This window comes from Enterobacter hormaechei subsp. xiangfangensis (genome assembly GCF_001729785.1).
In the GTDB taxonomy this organism is placed as follows: Bacteria; Pseudomonadota; Gammaproteobacteria; order Enterobacterales; family Enterobacteriaceae; genus Enterobacter; species Enterobacter hormaechei_C.
This window is the reverse complement of sequence record NZ_CP017183.1, coordinates 344272-360749: the sequence shown is the minus strand read 5'-3', so window position 1 is coordinate 360749 and position 16478 is coordinate 344272. Positions and strand designations below refer to the sequence as shown.

14 protein-coding genes are annotated in these 16478 nt (G+C 57.2%); 12 read left to right on the top strand and 2 right to left on the bottom strand.

Annotation, left to right across the window (positions count from 1 at the left end; all coding sequences use genetic code 11):
* The first annotated feature begins 131 nt into the window (after window positions 1–131).
* The 6 genes from BFV63_RS01725 to BFV63_RS01700 are packed head-to-tail and all read left to right on the top strand — an operon-like array spanning window position 132 to window position 6240.
* Window positions 132–1646, top strand: a complete 1515-nt coding sequence (locus tag BFV63_RS01725) for a sugar ABC transporter ATP-binding protein (protein WP_003860238.1) — start codon at window positions 132–134, stop codon at window positions 1644–1646.
* A 2-nt stretch (window positions 1647–1648) separates the two neighbouring features.
* Window positions 1649–2644, top strand: a complete 996-nt coding sequence (locus tag BFV63_RS01720) for an ABC transporter permease subunit (RefSeq protein WP_003860239.1) — start codon at window positions 1649–1651, stop codon at window positions 2642–2644.
* Window positions 2645–2672: 28 nt separating this feature from the next.
* Window positions 2673–3614: an ABC transporter substrate-binding protein gene (locus tag BFV63_RS01715; RefSeq protein ID WP_003860240.1), complete on the top strand. Its 942-nt coding sequence runs from the start codon at window positions 2673–2675 to the stop codon at window positions 3612–3614.
* Between the two features lie 49 nt (window positions 3615–3663).
* Window positions 3664–4350: a D-lyxose/D-mannose isomerase gene (locus BFV63_RS01710; protein ID WP_048209963.1), complete on the top strand. Its 687-nt coding sequence runs from the start codon at window positions 3664–3666 to the stop codon at window positions 4348–4350.
* 10 nt (window positions 4351–4360) lie between these two features.
* Window positions 4361–5221, top strand: coding sequence for a ketose 1,6-bisphosphate aldolase (locus tag BFV63_RS01705; RefSeq protein ID WP_048241528.1), 861 nt, complete (start codon window positions 4361–4363; stop codon window positions 5219–5221).
* Entirely contained in the window at window positions 5221–6240 is a 1020-nt protein-coding gene (locus BFV63_RS01700) for a carbohydrate kinase family protein (protein ID WP_023315232.1), read from the top strand. Before BFV63_RS01705 ends, BFV63_RS01700 begins: the two co-directional genes overlap by 1 nt.
* On the opposite strand, the gene BFV63_RS01695 is transcribed toward BFV63_RS01700, so the two are convergent.
* Window positions 6222–6953, bottom strand: a complete 732-nt coding sequence (locus BFV63_RS01695) for a response regulator (RefSeq protein WP_003860246.1) — start codon at window positions 6951–6953, stop codon at window positions 6222–6224. The genes BFV63_RS01700 and BFV63_RS01695 overlap by 19 nt on opposite strands.
* A 256-nt stretch (window positions 6954–7209) precedes the next feature.
* On the opposite strand from BFV63_RS01695, the gene fdhF reads away from it, so the two are divergent.
* From fdhF to BFV63_RS01675, 3 genes are all read left to right on the top strand, one after another.
* The gene (gene fdhF / locus BFV63_RS01685) at window positions 7210–9357 is read left to right on the top strand and encodes a formate dehydrogenase subunit alpha (RefSeq protein WP_080395889.1); all 2148 of its coding nucleotides are present in this window, start codon (window positions 7210–7212) and stop codon (window positions 9355–9357) included.
* A gap of 321 nt (window positions 9358–9678) precedes the next feature.
* A complete protein-coding gene (locus BFV63_RS01680; protein ID WP_003860252.1) occupies window positions 9679–9831 on the top strand; it encodes a Hok/Gef family protein in 153 nt (50 codons plus the stop codon).
* Between the two features lie 121 nt (window positions 9832–9952).
* Window positions 9953–10627, top strand: coding sequence for a tetratricopeptide repeat protein (locus BFV63_RS01675; protein WP_003860254.1), 675 nt, complete (start codon window positions 9953–9955; stop codon window positions 10625–10627).
* 83 nt (window positions 10628–10710) lie between these two features.
* On the opposite strand, the gene gltP is transcribed toward BFV63_RS01675, so the two are convergent.
* Window positions 10711–12024, bottom strand: a complete 1314-nt coding sequence (gene gltP / locus BFV63_RS01670; protein ID WP_048241532.1) for a glutamate/aspartate:proton symporter GltP — start codon at window positions 12022–12024, stop codon at window positions 10711–10713.
* 423 nt (window positions 12025–12447) lie between these two features.
* Here gltP and acs point away from each other — a divergent pair, with 423 nt between their 5' ends.
* The 3 genes from acs (at window position 12448) to actP (ending at window position 16456) form a co-directional block, all read left to right on the top strand.
* A complete protein-coding gene (gene acs, locus BFV63_RS01665) occupies window positions 12448–14406 on the top strand; it encodes an acetate--CoA ligase (protein ID WP_022650235.1) in 1959 nt (652 codons plus the stop codon).
* Window positions 14407–14495: 89 nt separating this feature from the next.
* The gene (locus BFV63_RS01660; protein ID WP_032608251.1) at window positions 14496–14810 is read left to right on the top strand and encodes a DUF485 domain-containing protein; all 315 of its coding nucleotides are present in this window, start codon (window positions 14496–14498) and stop codon (window positions 14808–14810) included.
* Window positions 14807–16456 carry a cation/acetate symporter ActP gene (actP, locus tag BFV63_RS01655; protein ID WP_048241534.1) on the top strand — a complete coding sequence of 550 codons (1650 nt, stop codon included), beginning with the start codon at window positions 14807–14809 and terminating at the stop codon, window positions 16454–16456. Before BFV63_RS01660 ends, actP begins: the two co-directional genes overlap by 4 nt.
* Window positions 16457–16478: the final 22 nt, after the last annotated feature.

The window sequence follows — 16478 nt, the reverse complement described above, 5'->3', positions numbered from 1 at the left end:
AGGGAGAGGGAAAAGGAAAATGTGATGGCGATTAGCTATTCATAACTATGACAAATATGAACAGCTTCTGACATTTTGCATTTACGCGCCTGTGATGAAGTGCAGATATCGACATTCACAGGAGATCCGCCATGAGCAGAACCCCGGTTTTAGAGATGCGCCACATTGCCAAAACCTTTGGCAATTTCCACGCGCTCAAGGGCGTGGATTTGACGGTTTTCCCCGGTGAGATCCACGCGCTGATGGGGGAAAACGGCGCCGGAAAGAGCACGCTGATGAAGATCCTCGCAGGCGCCTATACCGCCAGCAGCGGCGACATCCTCATCGACGGTCAGCCGTTTCACATCAAAGGGCCGAAGGATGCGCTGGCCGCAGGCATTACCCTGATTTATCAGGAGATGCAGCTTGCTCCTAACCTGACCGTGGCGGAAAACATTTTTCTCGGTAGCGAGCTGTCGCGCGGCGGGCTGGTCCAGCGCAAAGAGATGGCTGCCCAGGCCCAGGCGGTCATTGACCGTCTGGGCGCGCAGTTCAGCGCCACCGACCTGGTCATGAAACTGACCATCGCCGAGCAACAGCAGGTGGAGATCGCCCGCGCGCTGCACCGCAACAGCCGCATTCTGGTGATGGACGAACCTACCGCCGCCCTCTCCTCACGCGAAACCCACCGTCTGTTCGAACTGATTTTGCGCCTGCGCGATGAAGGGATGGCGATTATCTACATCAGCCACCGCATGGCGGAAGTGTATGAACTCTCTGACCGCGTCAGCGTGCTACGCGACGGGCAATACGTCGGCAGCCTGACGCGCGACAAGCTCAACGCCTCCGAGCTGGTGCGCATGATGGTGGGTCGTCCGTTAAGCGACCTGTTCAACAAAGAGCGCGATATTCCGCTCGGCAGCCCGCGTCTGAACGTGCATCACCTCACGGATGGCAAAAAAGTGCAGCCGTGCAGTTTGCAGGTTCGCTCCGGTGAAATCGTCGGGCTGGCAGGGCTGGTCGGCGCCGGGCGTTCTGAGCTGGCGCAGCTGATCTTCGGCGTGCGCAAAGCCACCGGCGGCATGATTGAGGTGGACGGCGAACCGGTGGTGATCCACTCCCCGCGCGCGGCCATTGAGAACGGCATCGGTTTTCTCACCGAGAACCGCAAGGAGCAGGGGCTATTTCTGGAGCTGGCGGCGCAGGAGAACATCACCATGGCGACGCTGGAGCGCGACGCCACCTTCGGCTGGCTGAACCGCAAAAAAGCGCAGTCGATTTCCGATGACGCCATCGCCCTGCTCAATATCCGCGTGCCGCATTCTCAGGTGCGCGCAGGCGGGCTCTCCGGCGGCAACCAGCAAAAACTGCTGATCTCCCGCTGGGTGGCGATAGGCCCGCGCATTCTGATTCTGGACGAACCCACGCGCGGCGTGGACGTCGGGGCAAAAAGCGAGATCTACCGCATCATGAACCAGATGGCGCGCAAAGGGGTGGCGATCCTGATGATCTCCAGCGAGCTGCCGGAAGTAGTAGGAATGAGCGACCGGGTGTACGTGATGCGGGAAGGCAGCATTGCGGGTGAACTGCACGGGCGCGACATCTCTCAGGAAAACATCATGACGCTGGCAACCGGCGTGAACGACACACATCATCAGGCGGTGTAATTATGACAACTCCAACCCATCCGCAGCAGGTGGCGAAATCCGCCTCTGCCAAAAAAATGCTGATGAGCGATCTGATGCAAACGATCGGCATTTTGCCGATTTTAATCCTGATTGTGGCTGTATTTGGCTTTATCGCTCCGAACTTTTTCACAGAAAGTAACCTGCTCAATATTACCCGGCAGGCGTCGATCAACATTGTTCTGGCGGCCGGGATGACCTTCATCATCCTGACCGGCGGGATTGACCTCTCCGTGGGCTCGATTCTGGGCACCACGGCGGTGGCGGCGATGGTGGTCTCGCTTATCCCTGAATTTGCGATGCTCTCCATTCCGGCGGCGCTAATGCTCGGTATGGTACTGGGGCTGTTCAACGGCGCGCTGGTGGCCTTCGCCGGACTTCCGCCATTTATCGTCACGCTCGGCACCTACACGGCGCTGCGCGGCGCGGCCTACCTGCTGGCGGACGGCACGACGGTCATTAACTCCAACATCAACTTCGAGTGGATCGGCAATAACTACCTCGGCCCGATCCCCTGGCTGGTTGTGATCGCCCTGGCGGTGATTGTGGTGTGCTGGTTTATTCTGCGTCGCACAACCCTCGGCGTTCACATCTATGCGGTCGGCGGCAATATGCAGGCGGCGCGCTTAACGGGCATTAAGGTCTGGCTGGTGCTGCTGTTTGTCTACGGCATGAGCGGCCTGCTCTCCGGTCTCGGCGGCGTCATGAGCGCTTCACGTCTCTACAGCGCCAATGGCAACCTCGGCACGGGGTATGAGCTGGATGCAATTGCGGCGGTGATCCTCGGCGGCACCAGCTTCGTCGGCGGGATCGGCACGATCACCGGCACGCTGGTCGGTGCCTTGATCATCGCCACCCTCAACAACGGCATGACGCTGATGGGCGTCTCCTACTTCTGGCAGCTGGTGATCAAAGGGGCGGTGATCATCATTGCGGTGCTGATCGACAAATACCGTACCCGACACCATCAAAGTGCATAACAACAATACCCTACGTGAGGAATACAGCATGAGATTGAAGCCCTTAGTGACCGCGCTCTGTGCTGGCGCGCTGCTGGCCGCAACCCCGTTTGCGCAGGCAAAAGATCTGAAATCCATCGGCGTGACGGTGGGCGACCTGGCTAACCCGTTCTTCGTGCAGATCACCAAAGGTGCCGAGCTGGAAGCGCGCAAGCTGGCGGGGGACAACGTCAAGGTGACGCTGGTCTCCAGCGGGTACGATCTGGGCCAGCAGGTGTCGCAGATTGATAACTTCATTGCGGCGAAAGTGGACATGATCATCCTCAACGCCGCGGATTCCAAAGGGATCGGCCCGGCGGTAAAACGCGCCAAAGAGGCGGGGATCGTGGTCGTGGCGGTTGACGTGGCGGCGGAAGGAGCCGATGCGACCATCACCTCCGATAACACCCAGGCGGGTGAGATGGCCTGTAAGTACATTACCGACCGCCTGAAAGGTAAAGGCAACGTGGTGATCATCAACGGGCCGCCGGTTTCTGCGGTACAAAACCGCGTGGAGGGCTGCCAGACCGAGTTCAGGCGCCACCCGGATATCAAAGTGCTCTCGGATAACCAGAACGCCAAAGGCAGCCGTGAAGGCGGGCTGGAGGTCATGACCTCCCTGCTGGCGGCTAATCCGAAGATAGACGGCGTATTCGCGATTAACGATCCTACCGCGATCGGCGCCGATCTGGCCGCGAAGCAGGCGCAGCGCAACGAGTTCTTTATCGTTGGTGTGGATGGCAGCCCGGACGGTGAAGAAGCCCTGAAGCGCGAAAACTCCCTGTTTGTGGCGACGCCAGCGCAGGATCCGCAGGTGATGGCGGCGAAGGCGGTGGAGATCGGCTATGACATTCTTCAGGGCAAACCTGCGCCGAAAGAGCCCGTGCTGATCCCGGTGACGATGATCGATAAAAAGAACGTCGGCACGTATAAGGGGTGGACGGTTAAATGATCCTTTTCCCTCTCCCGCAGGGAGAGGGAACTGTTTTAAAGGAGTCACCATGAAACGCTCCGACATCAATGAAATCCTCGGCCATACTCGGCAGTTCTTCTCCATGCACGACGTGCATCTCCCGCCTTTTGCCAGCTTTCCGCCGACAAAATGGCAGCAGCTTGACCAGGCTGCATGGCAGGAGGTGTTTGACCTCAGGCTCGGCTGGGACGTGACGGCATTTGGTGGCAACAACTTCGCTGCACAGGGGTTAACGCTGTTCACCCTGCGCAACGGCTCCCCCAACGGCGTGCCCTATGAAAAGTGCTATGCCGAAAAAATCCTGCACGTCCGCGACGGCCAGGTGACGCCGATGCATTTTCACTGGCGCAAGCGGGAGGACATCATTAACCGCGGCGGCGGGAATCTGATTATTGAGTTATGGAATGCGGGCGCGCATGAAGAGACCGAAAACACCGACGTGACCGTTACCGTCGACGGCTGTCGGCAGACGCACGCGCCCGGCAGCCAGCTGCGCCTCACACCAGGGGAGAGCATCTGCCTGACGCCCGGCCTGTACCACAGTTTCTGGGGTGAACGCGGCTTTGGCGACGTGCTGGTGGGCGAAGTGTCGTCGGTCAATGACGATGAACACGACAACCACTTTTTACAGCCCATCGATCGCTACAACACCATCGAAGAAGACGAACCGGCGGTGCTGGTGCTGTGCAACGAGTACAACCTGTTTCGGATATAAGGAGTGAATGATGCCATTGATTTCTCTTGCCGATGGTCTGGCCCACGCCAGGGAACACCGCTACGCCCTGGGCGCGTTCAACGTGCTCGACTCCCACTTCCTGCGCGCGCTGTTTGCCGCCGCGAAACAGGAACGCTCGCCGTTCATCATCAACATCGCCGAAGTGCATTTTAAGTACGTGTCTCTGGAGTCGCTTGTCGAAGCAGTGAAGTTCGAAGCCGCCCGTCACGATATTCCCGTGGTGCTTAACCTCGACCACGGGCTGCATTTTGAGGCCGTCGTGCGCGCCCTGCGCTTAGGGTTCAGCTCGGTGATGTTCGACGGCTCGACGCTGAGCTATGAGGAAAATATCCGCCAGACGCGGGAAGTGGTGAAGATGTGCCATGCGGTGGGCGTCTCGGTAGAGGCGGAGCTGGGCGCGGTCGGGGGTGATGAAGGGGGTGCGCTTTACGGGCATGCGGATGAAGCCTTCTTCACCGATCCGCAGCTGGCGCGCGAGTTTGTCGATTTAACCGGTATCGACGCGCTGGCGGTCGCCATTGGCAACGCGCACGGCAAATACAAGGGCGAGCCGAAGCTTGATTTCCCGCGTCTGGACGCCATTCGACAGCAGACGGGCCTGCCGCTGGTTTTACACGGCGGCTCTGGCATAAGCGATACTGATTTCCGCCGCGCCATCGAGCTGGGCATTCATAAAATCAACTTTTATACCGGCATGTCGCAGGCCGCGCTCGCCGCCGCTGAGCAGCGCATGGCAAACCGCCAGCCGCTGTACGATGAGTTTGCCGAACTGCTGCTGGGCATTGAAGAGGCCATTACCGATACGGTTGCGGAACAGATGCGCATCTTCGGCAGCGCGGGGCAGGCATAATGGAACGCAAAGGGATTATCGCCGCAGGCAACATGCTGGTGGATCACGTCCACCAGATCGTACAGTGGCCGGAGCGCGGCTGGCTGGCGGAAATCACCCACAGTGAGCGCTCAACCGGCGGTGCGCCGCTCAACGTTCTGCTGACGCTGGCGAAAATGCACGTCGGCCTGCCGTTACAGGCGGTGGGGCTGATTGGGGAAGACAGCGACGGAGACTATATTCTGGCGATGCTCGACCAGTATCACGTCAATCGCCAGCGCGTGCAGCGTACAACGTTCGCCCCAACGTCGATGTCGCAGGTGATGACCGACCCCAGCGGACAGCGCACTTTTTTCCACTCGCCGGGCGCCAACCGCCTGCTGGATCTTCCCGCCTTCGATCGTTTAGACGGATCGCTGAAGATCTTCCATCTCGGCTACCTGCTGCTGCTCGACAGCCTGGACATGCCGGACGAGGAATTTGGCACCCGCAGCGCGCGGTTACTGGCACAGATGCGCGATCAGGGGTATGAAACCTCGCTCGATCTGGTGTCCCGCAAGGGCGATCCGCGCTATCAGCCGCTGGTGCTCCCTGCCCTGCGCCATCTTGATTATCTGGTGATTAACGAGCTGGAAGCCGGTGAGTTTAGCGGGCTTGAGATCCGTGACGGCCATGATGCGCTGAACATGGCCCATATCGCCGACGCTGCCACACAACTGCTGGCGGCAGGCGTGCGACAGCGGGTGGTGATCCACTGTCCGGAAGGGGCATGGGGTGAAGCGCCGGGTGAAAAAGGGCAATGGGTTCCGTCGTGGAAGCTGACGCAGGACGAGATTATCGGCAGCGTCGGCGCGGGCGACGCGTTTTGCGCGGGCTTTTTATACGGCTGCCATGAATCCCTGCCGCTGACGGAGAGTATTTATCTGGCGCACGCCTGCGCGCGGGCCAGCCTGCTGGCGGCTAATGCAATTGACGGCGCGAAAACACTGGCCGAGCTTCAGACGTTTATTCAGGAGAACGGTCAGGCGGCTTTCTCATGATGGGAAACGTCCGTGGCAAAAACATAGCCCAGACCGCGAATGGTTTTGATCAGCAGAGGCTGGTGCGGATTGACCTCAATTTTTCGCCGTAGCCGCATGATCAACACGTCGATAGTGCGGTCAAAGACCTCGGCGCTTTCGCTGTGGGTCAGCTTCAGCAGCTGTTCACGACTCAGTACCCGGCGGGCGTTTTGCGTTAATGCCAGCAGCAGGCCATATTCGCCTTGTGTTAACGGCACGGTATTACGCTGCGGATCGCTCAGCTCGCAGCGGGTGGTGTCCAGCGTCCAGCCGTTAAAGGCAATACCTTCAACGCGCGGCGCGGCAGGCTCCGCGTCCAGCGCGCCGGTACGCCGCAGCACCGCCTTAACGCGGGCGACCACCACGCGCGGATTGAACGGTTTTCCGATGTAATCATCAGCGCCCATTTCCAGCCCGACGACCACATCTGATTCACTTCCCAGCCCCGTCAGCATTACCACCGGTAGCGATGGTCGCTGCTTTTGCAGTTGCAGTAAAACCTGTAATCCGTTGATATCCGGCAGCATCATGTCCAGCAGAACCAGCGCAATGCCGGAGTCCTGCTGGACACGGTTCACCGCGTCCTGCCCAGAGTGACACGTCAGTACGGTAAAGACGTGCTCGCTGAGCACATCCTGTAGCAGTTCGCAGACTGCGACATCATCGTCAACCACCAGAATCGCCGGTTTCATCGCATGCTTCCGTCAGGGAATTATGTTAAGTCTGAACCATTCTGCCGCCGGCTCCAGCCGAATTGTTTTTTACGTGACGGAAATTCAATCCATGTCACATCCCCTGCCCTTTCGACACGTCAATTTTGACGATTGGCTGTTTTTCGTCAGGGTTTTGCCCCGCAAAGGGTCGTAAAGTCAGGAAATACCCATAATAAAAACATGGCATAGAAGCTGCATATTGGGCAGGTAAGAACTGTTTAACTGGAGCAAAGTGATGAAAAAAGTCGTCACGGTTTGCCCTTATTGTGCCTCAGGTTGCAAGATCCACCTGGTGGTCGATAACGGCAAAATCGTCCGGGCGGAAGCGGCGCAGGGTAAAACCAATCAGGGCACGCTGTGCCTGAAAGGATATTACGGCTGGGATTTTATTAACGATACCCAAATCCTCACCCCGCGCCTGAAAACCCCTATGATCCGCCGCGAGCGCGGCGGCAAGCTGGAAGCCGTCTCCTGGAATGAAGCGCTGGATTACGTCGCCACGCGCCTCAGCGCCATCAAGGCCAAGTATGGCCCGGATGCGATTCAGACCACCGGCTCCTCACGCGGAACCGGGAATGAAACCAACTATGTGATGCAAAAATTCGCGCGCGCCGTTATTGGTACCAATAACGTCGACTGCTGCGCTCGCGTCTGACACGGCCCATCGGTTGCAGGTCTGCACCAGTCGGTCGGTAACGGCGCAATGAGTAATGCCATCAATGAGATAGATAACACCGATCTGGTGTTCATCTTCGGCTATAACCCGGCGGATTCTCACCCTATCGTCGCGAATCACGTTATTCGCGCCAAACAGAACGGGGCGAAAATCATCGTCTGCGATCCGCGTAAAATTGAAACCGCGCGCATTGCGGATATGCATATCGCACTGAAAAACGGCTCGAACATCGCGCTGTTGAATGCGATGGGGCACGTCATTATTGAGGAGAATCTCTACGACCAGGCGTTTGTCGCGAGCCGTACGGAAGGGTTTGAAGAGTATCGCAAGATTGTCGAAGGCTATACGCCGGAGTCAGTAGAGGCGATAACCGGCGTCAGCGCACAGGAGATCCGCCAGGCGGCGCGGATGTACGCCGGGGCGAAAACCGCCGCTATTCTGTGGGGCATGGGTGTGACCCAGTTCTACCAGGGCGTGGAAACCGTGCGCTCGCTCACCAGCCTCGCCATGCTGACCGGCAATCTGGGTAAAGCGCATGTGGGCGTGAACCCGGTGCGTGGTCAGAATAACGTGCAGGGTGCGTGTGATATGGGCGCGCTACCGGATACCTATCCGGGCTACCAGTACGTCAAATTCCCGGAAAACCGCGAGAAGTTTGCGAAGGCCTGGGGCGTGGAAAGGCTGCCGGCACACACCGGATACCGCATCAGCGAGCTGCCGCACCGCGCGGCGCACGGTGAAGTGCGTGCGGCCTACATCATGGGTGAAGATCCGCTCCAGACCGACGCCGAACTGTCCGCAGTGCGCAAAGGCTTTGAGGATCTGGAGCTGGTGATTGTTCAGGATATCTTTATGACCAAAACCGCGGCAGCGGCGGATGTGATTTTGCCGTCGACCTCCTGGGGCGAGCATGAAGGTGTCTATACGGCGGCAGACCGCGGTTTCCAGCGCTTCTTCAAGGCCGTCGAGCCGAAATGGGATCTGAAAACGGACTGGCAGATCATCAGCGAAATCGCCACCCGCATGGGCTACCCGATGCACTACAACAACACCCAGGAGATCTGGGACGAGTTGCGGCATCTGTGCCCGGACTTTTATGGGGCAACCTATGAAAAAATGGGTGAGCTGGGCTACATCCAGTGGCCGTGCCGGGATGAGTCAGAATCCGATCAGGGGACGTCATTCCTCTTTAAAGAGAAGTTCGACACCCCGAACGGGCTGGCGCAGTTCTTCACCTGCGACTGGGTCGCGCCGATCGATAAGCTCACCGACGAGTATCCGATGGTGCTCTCCACCGTGCGTGAAGTGGGCCACTACTCCTGCCGTTCCATGACCGGCAACTGCGCCGCGCTGGCGGCGCTGGCGGATGAACCGGGTTACGCGCAGATCAACACCGCCGATGCCGAACGGCTCGGTATTGAAGATGAAGCGCTGGTGTGGGTGAATTCGCGTAAAGGCCGCATCATTACCCGCGCGCAGGTCAGCGACCGTCCGAACAAAGGGGCAGTCTATATGACCTACCAGTGGTGGATTGGCGCCTGCAACGAGCTGGTGACCGAGAACTTAAGCCCGATAACCAAAACGCCGGAGTATAAATACTGCGCCGTAAACGTGGAGCCCATTGCGGATCAACACGCTGCGGAACAGTATGTGATCGACGAATATAACAAGCTGAAAGCCCGACTGCGCGAAAGCGCAATGGGTTGAAGCCGTTAATTTATCGTTGAATAAAGGGAGTGATATATTCACTCCCTTTTTATTTCCGATTAATTCATAAGAAATAGAAATTATTATTCTGGAAAGCGGCTCGCAGAAATAATGTAATTTACGCAGAATAGAATTACATCTTTGCATTTTAATTCAGAGGGATAAGATGTGCGGCGGGTGCTTAAGACTTTCTGTCTTGAGCATTGTTGAGGGACAGAAAGTAGAAAGCCCCGGGAAATTTTCATTTACCCGAGGCTACTCCCTCAACTCCAACAAGTTGAGAGTAGCCTCTTATTCTTTTTTTGACAAGGAGTAAAAGGCATGACGCCTTTAAAAACTGCGTTAGGCATCGTCTTTATTGTTTGCCTGACGATAGTGATCTTTACCTTTATTACTCGCGGCAGGCTCTGCGAGTTTTCAATAAAGAGTGAACATCAGGAGGTGGCGGCGAAATTAGCCTGTAACGCAGGCTAACCTCTTCGGGCGGAACGCGTGTTCCGCCCGGCTTGTGGGATGCTGAGGTCTTAACGCACCCGTTTTTTTCTTCTGTCGCCGCGATTATACTGCGCGGCGTGTACCCAGATGATAAGAATCCATGAAAATCCTTTTTCTGATGTTGTTATTTTTAACCGCGTTTGCCCATGCCGATGAGATAGGCAGCCAGTATAAAAAGCAGGCTGAAGCGGGCGATGCGCGCGCGCAGTATTATCTCGCCGATACCTGGTTCAGTTCCGGCGACAGCGCGCAGGCGGCGCTGTGGGCGGAAAAAGCGGCAAAAGGCGGTGATGTCGACGCCATGGCGCTGCTGTCGCAAATCCACTTTTCGCAGGGTGACTATGCGCAGGCTAAAGCCCTGGCCCAACAGGCAAACATTGCGGGCAGCAAACGCGGCGCGATCATGCTGGCGCGTGTGCTGGTGAACACGCAGGCGGGCAAAACCGACTACCCGCAGGCCATCGCACTGCTGCAATCGGCGACCGAAGACATCGATAGCGACTCGGCGGTAGACGCGCAACAGCTGCTGGGGCTGATCTATGCCAACGGCGTTGAAGTTCCTCAGGATGACGTGCAGGCCGCATCGTGGTTCAAGCGGAGTTCGGCTCTGTCCCGGACGGGCTATGCGGAGTACTGGGCAGGAATGCTGTTCAGGCAGGGTGAGAAAGGCTTTATCACACCGAATAAGCAGAAAGCGCTTTACTGGTTAAACCTGAGCTGTACCGAAGGGTTTGATACCGGGTGTGAAGAGTTTGATGCATTGAGCGGGGAGTAAATTGTTGCCCGGTGGCGCTGCGCTTACCGGGCCTACGGCTTATGTAGGCCGGGTAAGACGAAGCCGCCACCCGGCTTTTTACATCACTGGTCAGCCGTTTTATCAAAACGACCCAGTACCTCGCGTTCATACGCCAGCGCTTTTTTACGGTCGAACTTGTGTTCCCACTTAGCGATTACCAGCACCGCCAGCGCATTACCCACCACGTTCAGCGCGGTACGCGCCATGTCGAGGATACGGTCCACACCGGCAATAAACGCCAGGCCTTCCAGCGGAATACCGACGCTGCCCAGCGTCGCCAGCAGCACCACGAAGGAGACGCCCGGCACGCCTGCGATCCCTTTTGAAGTCACCATCAGCGTCAGAACCAGCACGATTTCCTGCCACAGCGACAGGTCAATGCCGTACAGCTGCGCGATAAAGATCGCTGCAATACTCTGATACAGCGTTGAACCATCCAGATTGAAGGAGTAACCGGTCGGTACAACGAAGCTGGTAATGGACGCCGGCGCACCGTAGGCCTCCATCTTCTCAATGATACGCGGCAGTACGCTCTCGGAGCTTGCCGTGGAGTACGCCAGAATCAGCTCATCCTTCAGGATGCGGATCAGGATCCAGATGCTGAGCCCGCACAGGCGCGCCACAATGCCCAGCACCACCAGCGCGAAGAACAGAATCGCGAAGTGCACCAGAATCACCAGCTTCGCCAGCGGCCACAGGGAGGCAAAGCCGAAGTTCGCTACGGTCACCGCAATCAGCGCGAACACCCCGACCGGCGCATAACGCATCACCATGTGGGTGACTTTGAACATGGTTTCGGAGATAGAGCGGAACACGGTCACCAGCGGTTCACGGTGCATCGCGGGCAGGGAAGAAAGCCCCAGGCCAAAGAGTACCGAGAAGAAGATGATCGGCAGCATCTCGCCCTTCGCCATGGACGCGATAATGTTGGTCGGTACCAGCGAGAGAATAGTCCCCATCAACCCATGCGAATGGCTCTGCACATCGGCGGTTGTGCTTTGGTATTTCGAAATATCCACCGTCGCCAGCTGCGACATATCGATCCCGGCACCAGGCTGGAACACGTTCGCCAGGGTGATGCCAAGTACGATGGCAACCGTGGTGATCACTTCGAAATAGAGAATGGTTTTAACGCCGATGCGGCCTAACTGTTTCGCATCACCAACACCCGCGATACCGACTACCAGCGTCGAGATCACAATCGGCACAACAATCATCTTGATCAGATGAATAAAGATATCGCCCGCAGGGGAGAGAAGGTTCGCAATCAGCCACTCGCGGCTGTCGCTATGATAATGGAGGTAACTGCCCAGCAAGATGCCCAGCACAAGGGCCAGCAGGATCTGCCAGGCCAGGCTGACTTTCAAATTTTTCATAGAAACTGACTTCCTCAATGAAATCTCCGCACCATCAAAACTGCATGAATATGGAGACATACTGAAAGGGTATGAATTGTGTTGCGTTGGTTTATGGGATTTTTTAACGCGCCGTATGAGTATCATTTGCACGGCATGCTGCGCAAGCCTTAAAGAACAAGGCATTTCACTGCAAAAAGTGTCATTGACGGTAATTTATAGCAATTCGCATAAATAACCGTTTGTTATACAAAATATTTTCACTTCAAAAAAGTGAATAATTCTTCAGATGAATTATTTCCCTTCAAAGTTTCATTCGCTCAATTTTCATACTCTTCAGACATTGCGTGATCTGTCGCCCAAATACTAAACAAAGCTTGTAAAGCCCCTACTATTAACGTTTTTGCGACATATTATTAACATCTTACAAGGAGAAAAAAAGCCATGAGCCAAATACACAAACACGACATTCCCGCAAACATTGCGGACCGTTGCCTGATAAGTCCGGAGCAGTACCAGGAGAAATACCAGCAGTCCGTTTCCAGCCCTGACGCGTTCTGGGGTGAGCAGGGTCACATCCTCGACTGGATCAAACCTTATCAGAAGGTAAAGAACACCTCTTTCGCGCCGGGCAACGTCTCCATTAAATGGTATGAAGACGGCACGCTGAACCTGGCGGCGAACTGCCTGGACCGCCATCTTGCCGAACGCGGCAACGAAACGGCCATCATCTGGGAAGGCGACGATGCCTCTCAGAGTAAACACATCTCGTATAAAGAACTGCATCGCGACGTGTGCCGCTTTGCCAACGTGCTGCTGGCCCAGGGCATTAAAAAAGGCGATGTAGTGGCGATCTATATGCCAATGGTGCCGGAAGCGGCGGTGGCTATGCTGGCCTGCGCGCGCATCGGCGCGATCCACTCCGTTATCTTCGGCGGCTTCTCGCCGGAGGCGGTTGCCGGGCGTATTGTCGACTCGAATTCGAAGCTGGTGATCACCGCTGACGAGGGCGTGCGCGCCGGGCGCGGTATTCCGCTGAAGAAAAACGTTGATGAAGCGCTGAAAAACCCGAACGTGAAATCCATCAGTAACGTCATTGTCTTCAAACGCACGGGCGGCAAAATCGACTGGCACGAGGGGCGTGACCTGTGGTGGAGCGATCTGATTGAAAAAGCGAGCGACCAGCATCAGCCGGAAGAGATGAACGCGGAAGATCCGCTGTTTATTCTTTATACCTCCGGCTCCACCGGTAAGCCGAAAGGCGTGCTGCATACCACCGGCGGCTATCTGGTTTACGCGGCCACCACCTTTAAATACGTTTTCGACTACCATCCGGGCGACATCTACTGGTGTACCGCCGACGTGGGCTGGGTCACCGGCCACAGCTACCTGCTGTACGGCCCGCTGGCCTGCGGCGCAACGACGCTGATGTTTGAAGGCGTACCGAACTGGCCAACGCCGGCGCGTATGTGCCAGGTGGTTGATAAGCATCAGGTCAACATTCTCTACACCGCGCCAACGGCGATCCGCGCATTAATGGCGGAAGGCGATAAAGCCATCGAAGGCACGGACCGCTCTTCCCTGCGCATCCTCGGCTCCGTGGGCGAGCCGATCAACCCGGAAGCCTGGGAGTGGTACTGGAAGAAGATCGGCAACGAGAAGTGCCCGGTGATGGACACCTGGTGGCAGACCGAAACCGGCGGCTTTATGATCACCCCGATGCCGGGCGCCACGCAGCTGAAAGCCGGTTCGGCCACCCGTCCGTTCTTCGGGGTACAGCCTGCACTAGTGGATAACGAAGGCAATCCGCAGGAAGGCGCCACCGAGGGCAATCTGGTGATCGTCGATTCCTGGCCTGGCCAGGCGCGTACCCTGTTCGGCGACCACGAGCGGTTCGAGCAGACCTACTTCTCGACCTTCAAAAACATGTACTTCAGCGGCGACGGCGCGCGCCGGGATGAAGACGGTTATTACTGGATCACCGGACGCGTGGACGACGTGCTGAACGTCTCTGGCCACCGTCTGGGCACGGCGGAGATTGAGTCTGCGCTGGTGTCGCATCCGAAGATTGCCGAAGCGGCGGTTGTCGGCATTCCGCACAACATCAAGGGCCAGGCGATCTACGCCTACGTCACCCTGAACCACGGCGAAGAGCCGTCGCCAGAGCTGTATACCGAGGTGCGCAACTGGGTGCGTAAAGAGATCGGCCCGCTTGCCACGCCGGACGTGCTGCACTGGACCGACTCGCTGCCGAAAACCCGTTCCGGCAAGATTATGCGCCGTATCCTGCGCAAAATCGCGGCAGGCGACACCAGTAACCTCGGTGATACCTCAACGCTCGCGGATCCTGGCGTGGTGGACAAACTGCTCGAAGAGAAGCAGGCCATCGCAATGCCTTCATAATTTTTTTCTCCCTCTCCCCTCACCCTAACCCTCTCCCCATAGGGGAGAGGGGATAAAACAAACCAACCTTACTTCTGGAGATTTCTGTGATGAATAACGATATTTGTCAGCAGATAGAGAATAGTGCGCACTACAGGGAGCTGGTCGAAAAACGGCAACGGTTTGCCTTCTTGCTTTCCATCATCATGCTAATTATCTACGTCGGCTTTATTCTGCTGATCGCCTTTGCGCCGCACTGGCTGGGCACCCCGCTGCATGAGGGTACCAGCGTCACGCGCGGTATTCCGATTGGGATTGGCGTTATCATCATTTCGTTTGTGCTCACGGGTGTGTACGTCTGGCGTGCGAACGGTGAATTCGATCGTCTTAACAGAGAAGTTCTGCGCGAGGTAAAAGCATCATGAAGAGAATTCTGACGGCGCTCGCCGCCACACTTCCCTTTGCTGCCCATGCAGCAGATGCCATTACCGGCGAGGTCCAGCGCCAGCCAACCAACTGGCAGGCGATTATCATGTTCCTGATTTTCGTGGTGCTGACGCTGTATATCACCTACTGGGCGTCGAAACGCGTGCGCTCCCGTAACGATTACTACACCGCGGGCGGCAACATCACCGGCTTCCAGAACGGTCTGGCGATTGCGGGAGACTTTATGTCTGCCGCCTCGTTCCTTGGGATCTCCGCGCTGGTGTATACCTCAGGGTATGACGGCCTGATCTACTCCCTCGGCTTCCTTGTCGGCTGGCCGATCATTCTGTTCCTGATTGCCGAGCGCCTGCGTAACCTGGGGCGCTATACCTTTGCTGACGTCGCCTCCTATCGCCTGAAGCAGGGGCCGATTCGTACCCTCTCCGCCTGCGGTTCGCTGGTGGTGGTGGCGCTGTACCTGATTGCGCAGATGGTGGGTGCGGGTAAGCTGATCGAGCTGCTGTTCGGCCTGAACTACCACATCGCGGTGGTGCTGGTGGGCGTGCTGATGGTGATGTATGTCCTGTTCGGCGGCATGCTGGCCACCACCTGGGTACAGATCATCAAAGCGGTACTGCTGCTGTTCGGCGCCAGCTTTATGGCCTTTATGGTGATGAAGCACGTTGGGTTCAGCTTCAATAATCTGTTTACCGAAGCCATGTCAGTGCATCCGAAAGGGGAAGCGATCATGAGCCCGGGTGGGCTGGTGAAAGATCCGATATCCGCGCTCTCGCTCGGTCTCGGCCTGATGTTCGGTACCGCAGGTCTGCCGCATATCCTGATGCGCTTCTTCACGGTGTCAGATGCGCGTGAAGCGCGTAAGAGCGTGTTCTACGCCACCGGGTTTATGGGTTACTTCTATATCCTGACCTTTATTATCGGCTTTGGCGCGATCATGCTTGTGGGGGCGAACCCGGCGTTTAAAGACGCGGCGGGCGCGCTTATCGGCGGTAACAACATGGCGGCGGTGCATCTGGCCGACGCGGTGGGCGGCAACCTGTTCCTTGGCTTTATCTCTGCCGTGGCCTTCGCCACCATCCTCGCGGTGGTTGCAGGGCTGACGCTGGCCGGCGCGTCGGCGGTCTCGCATGACCTCTACGCCAACGTTTTCCGTAAAGGCGCGAGCGAGCGCGATGAGCTAAAAGTCTCCAAAATCACCGTGCTGGTGCTGGGCGTTGTCGCCATCCTGCTGGGGATTTTGTTCGAGAAACAGAATATCGCCTTTATGGTCGGGCTGGCCTTCTCGATTGCGGCAAGCTGTAACTTCCCGATCATTCTGCTCTCCATGTACTGGTCAAAACTGACCACCCGTGGGGCGATGATCGGCGGCTGGCTGGGCCTGCTGACGGCGGTGATTCTGATGATCCTCGGCCCGACCATCTGGGTGCAGATCCTCGGTCACGAAAGCGCTATCTTCCCGTATGAATACCCGGCGCTGTTCTCCATTGCCGTGGCGTTTATCGGGATCTGGATCTTCTCTGCCACCGATAATTCACCGGAGGGTAACCTGGAGCGTGAAAAATTCCGCGCCCAGTTTATCCGCTCGCAAACCGGCCTGGGCGTTGAGCAGGGCCGCGCGCACTAAGCCTTTTCTCCCCGGTCGCTCT

Coding starts and splice junctions, on each gene's coding strand:
- BFV63_RS01680 (WP_003860252.1), top strand. CDS start 9,679: ATGACGCCTTTAAAAACTGCGTTAGGCATCGTCTTTATTGTTTGCCTG.
- BFV63_RS01715 (WP_003860240.1), top strand. CDS start 2,673: ATGAGATTGAAGCCCTTAGTGACCGCGCTCTGTGCTGGCGCGCTGCTG.
- BFV63_RS01705 (WP_048241528.1), top strand. CDS start 4,361: ATGCCATTGATTTCTCTTGCCGATGGTCTGGCCCACGCCAGGGAACAC.
- gltP (WP_048241532.1), bottom strand. CDS start 12,024: ATGAAAAATTTGAAAGTCAGCCTGGCCTGGCAGATCCTGCTGGCCCTT.
- acs (WP_022650235.1), top strand. CDS start 12,448: ATGAGCCAAATACACAAACACGACATTCCCGCAAACATTGCGGACCGT.
- BFV63_RS01720 (WP_003860239.1), top strand. CDS start 1,649: ATGACAACTCCAACCCATCCGCAGCAGGTGGCGAAATCCGCCTCTGCC.
- BFV63_RS01675 (WP_003860254.1), top strand. CDS start 9,953: ATGAAAATCCTTTTTCTGATGTTGTTATTTTTAACCGCGTTTGCCCAT.
- BFV63_RS01660 (WP_032608251.1), top strand. CDS start 14,496: ATGAATAACGATATTTGTCAGCAGATAGAGAATAGTGCGCACTACAGG.
- actP (WP_048241534.1), top strand. CDS start 14,807: ATGAAGAGAATTCTGACGGCGCTCGCCGCCACACTTCCCTTTGCTGCC.
- BFV63_RS01700 (WP_023315232.1), top strand. CDS start 5,221: ATGGAACGCAAAGGGATTATCGCCGCAGGCAACATGCTGGTGGATCAC.
- BFV63_RS01710 (WP_048209963.1), top strand. CDS start 3,664: ATGAAACGCTCCGACATCAATGAAATCCTCGGCCATACTCGGCAGTTC.
- BFV63_RS01725 (WP_003860238.1), top strand. CDS start 132: ATGAGCAGAACCCCGGTTTTAGAGATGCGCCACATTGCCAAAACCTTT.
- BFV63_RS01695 (WP_003860246.1), bottom strand. CDS start 6,953: ATGAAACCGGCGATTCTGGTGGTTGACGATGATGTCGCAGTCTGCGAA.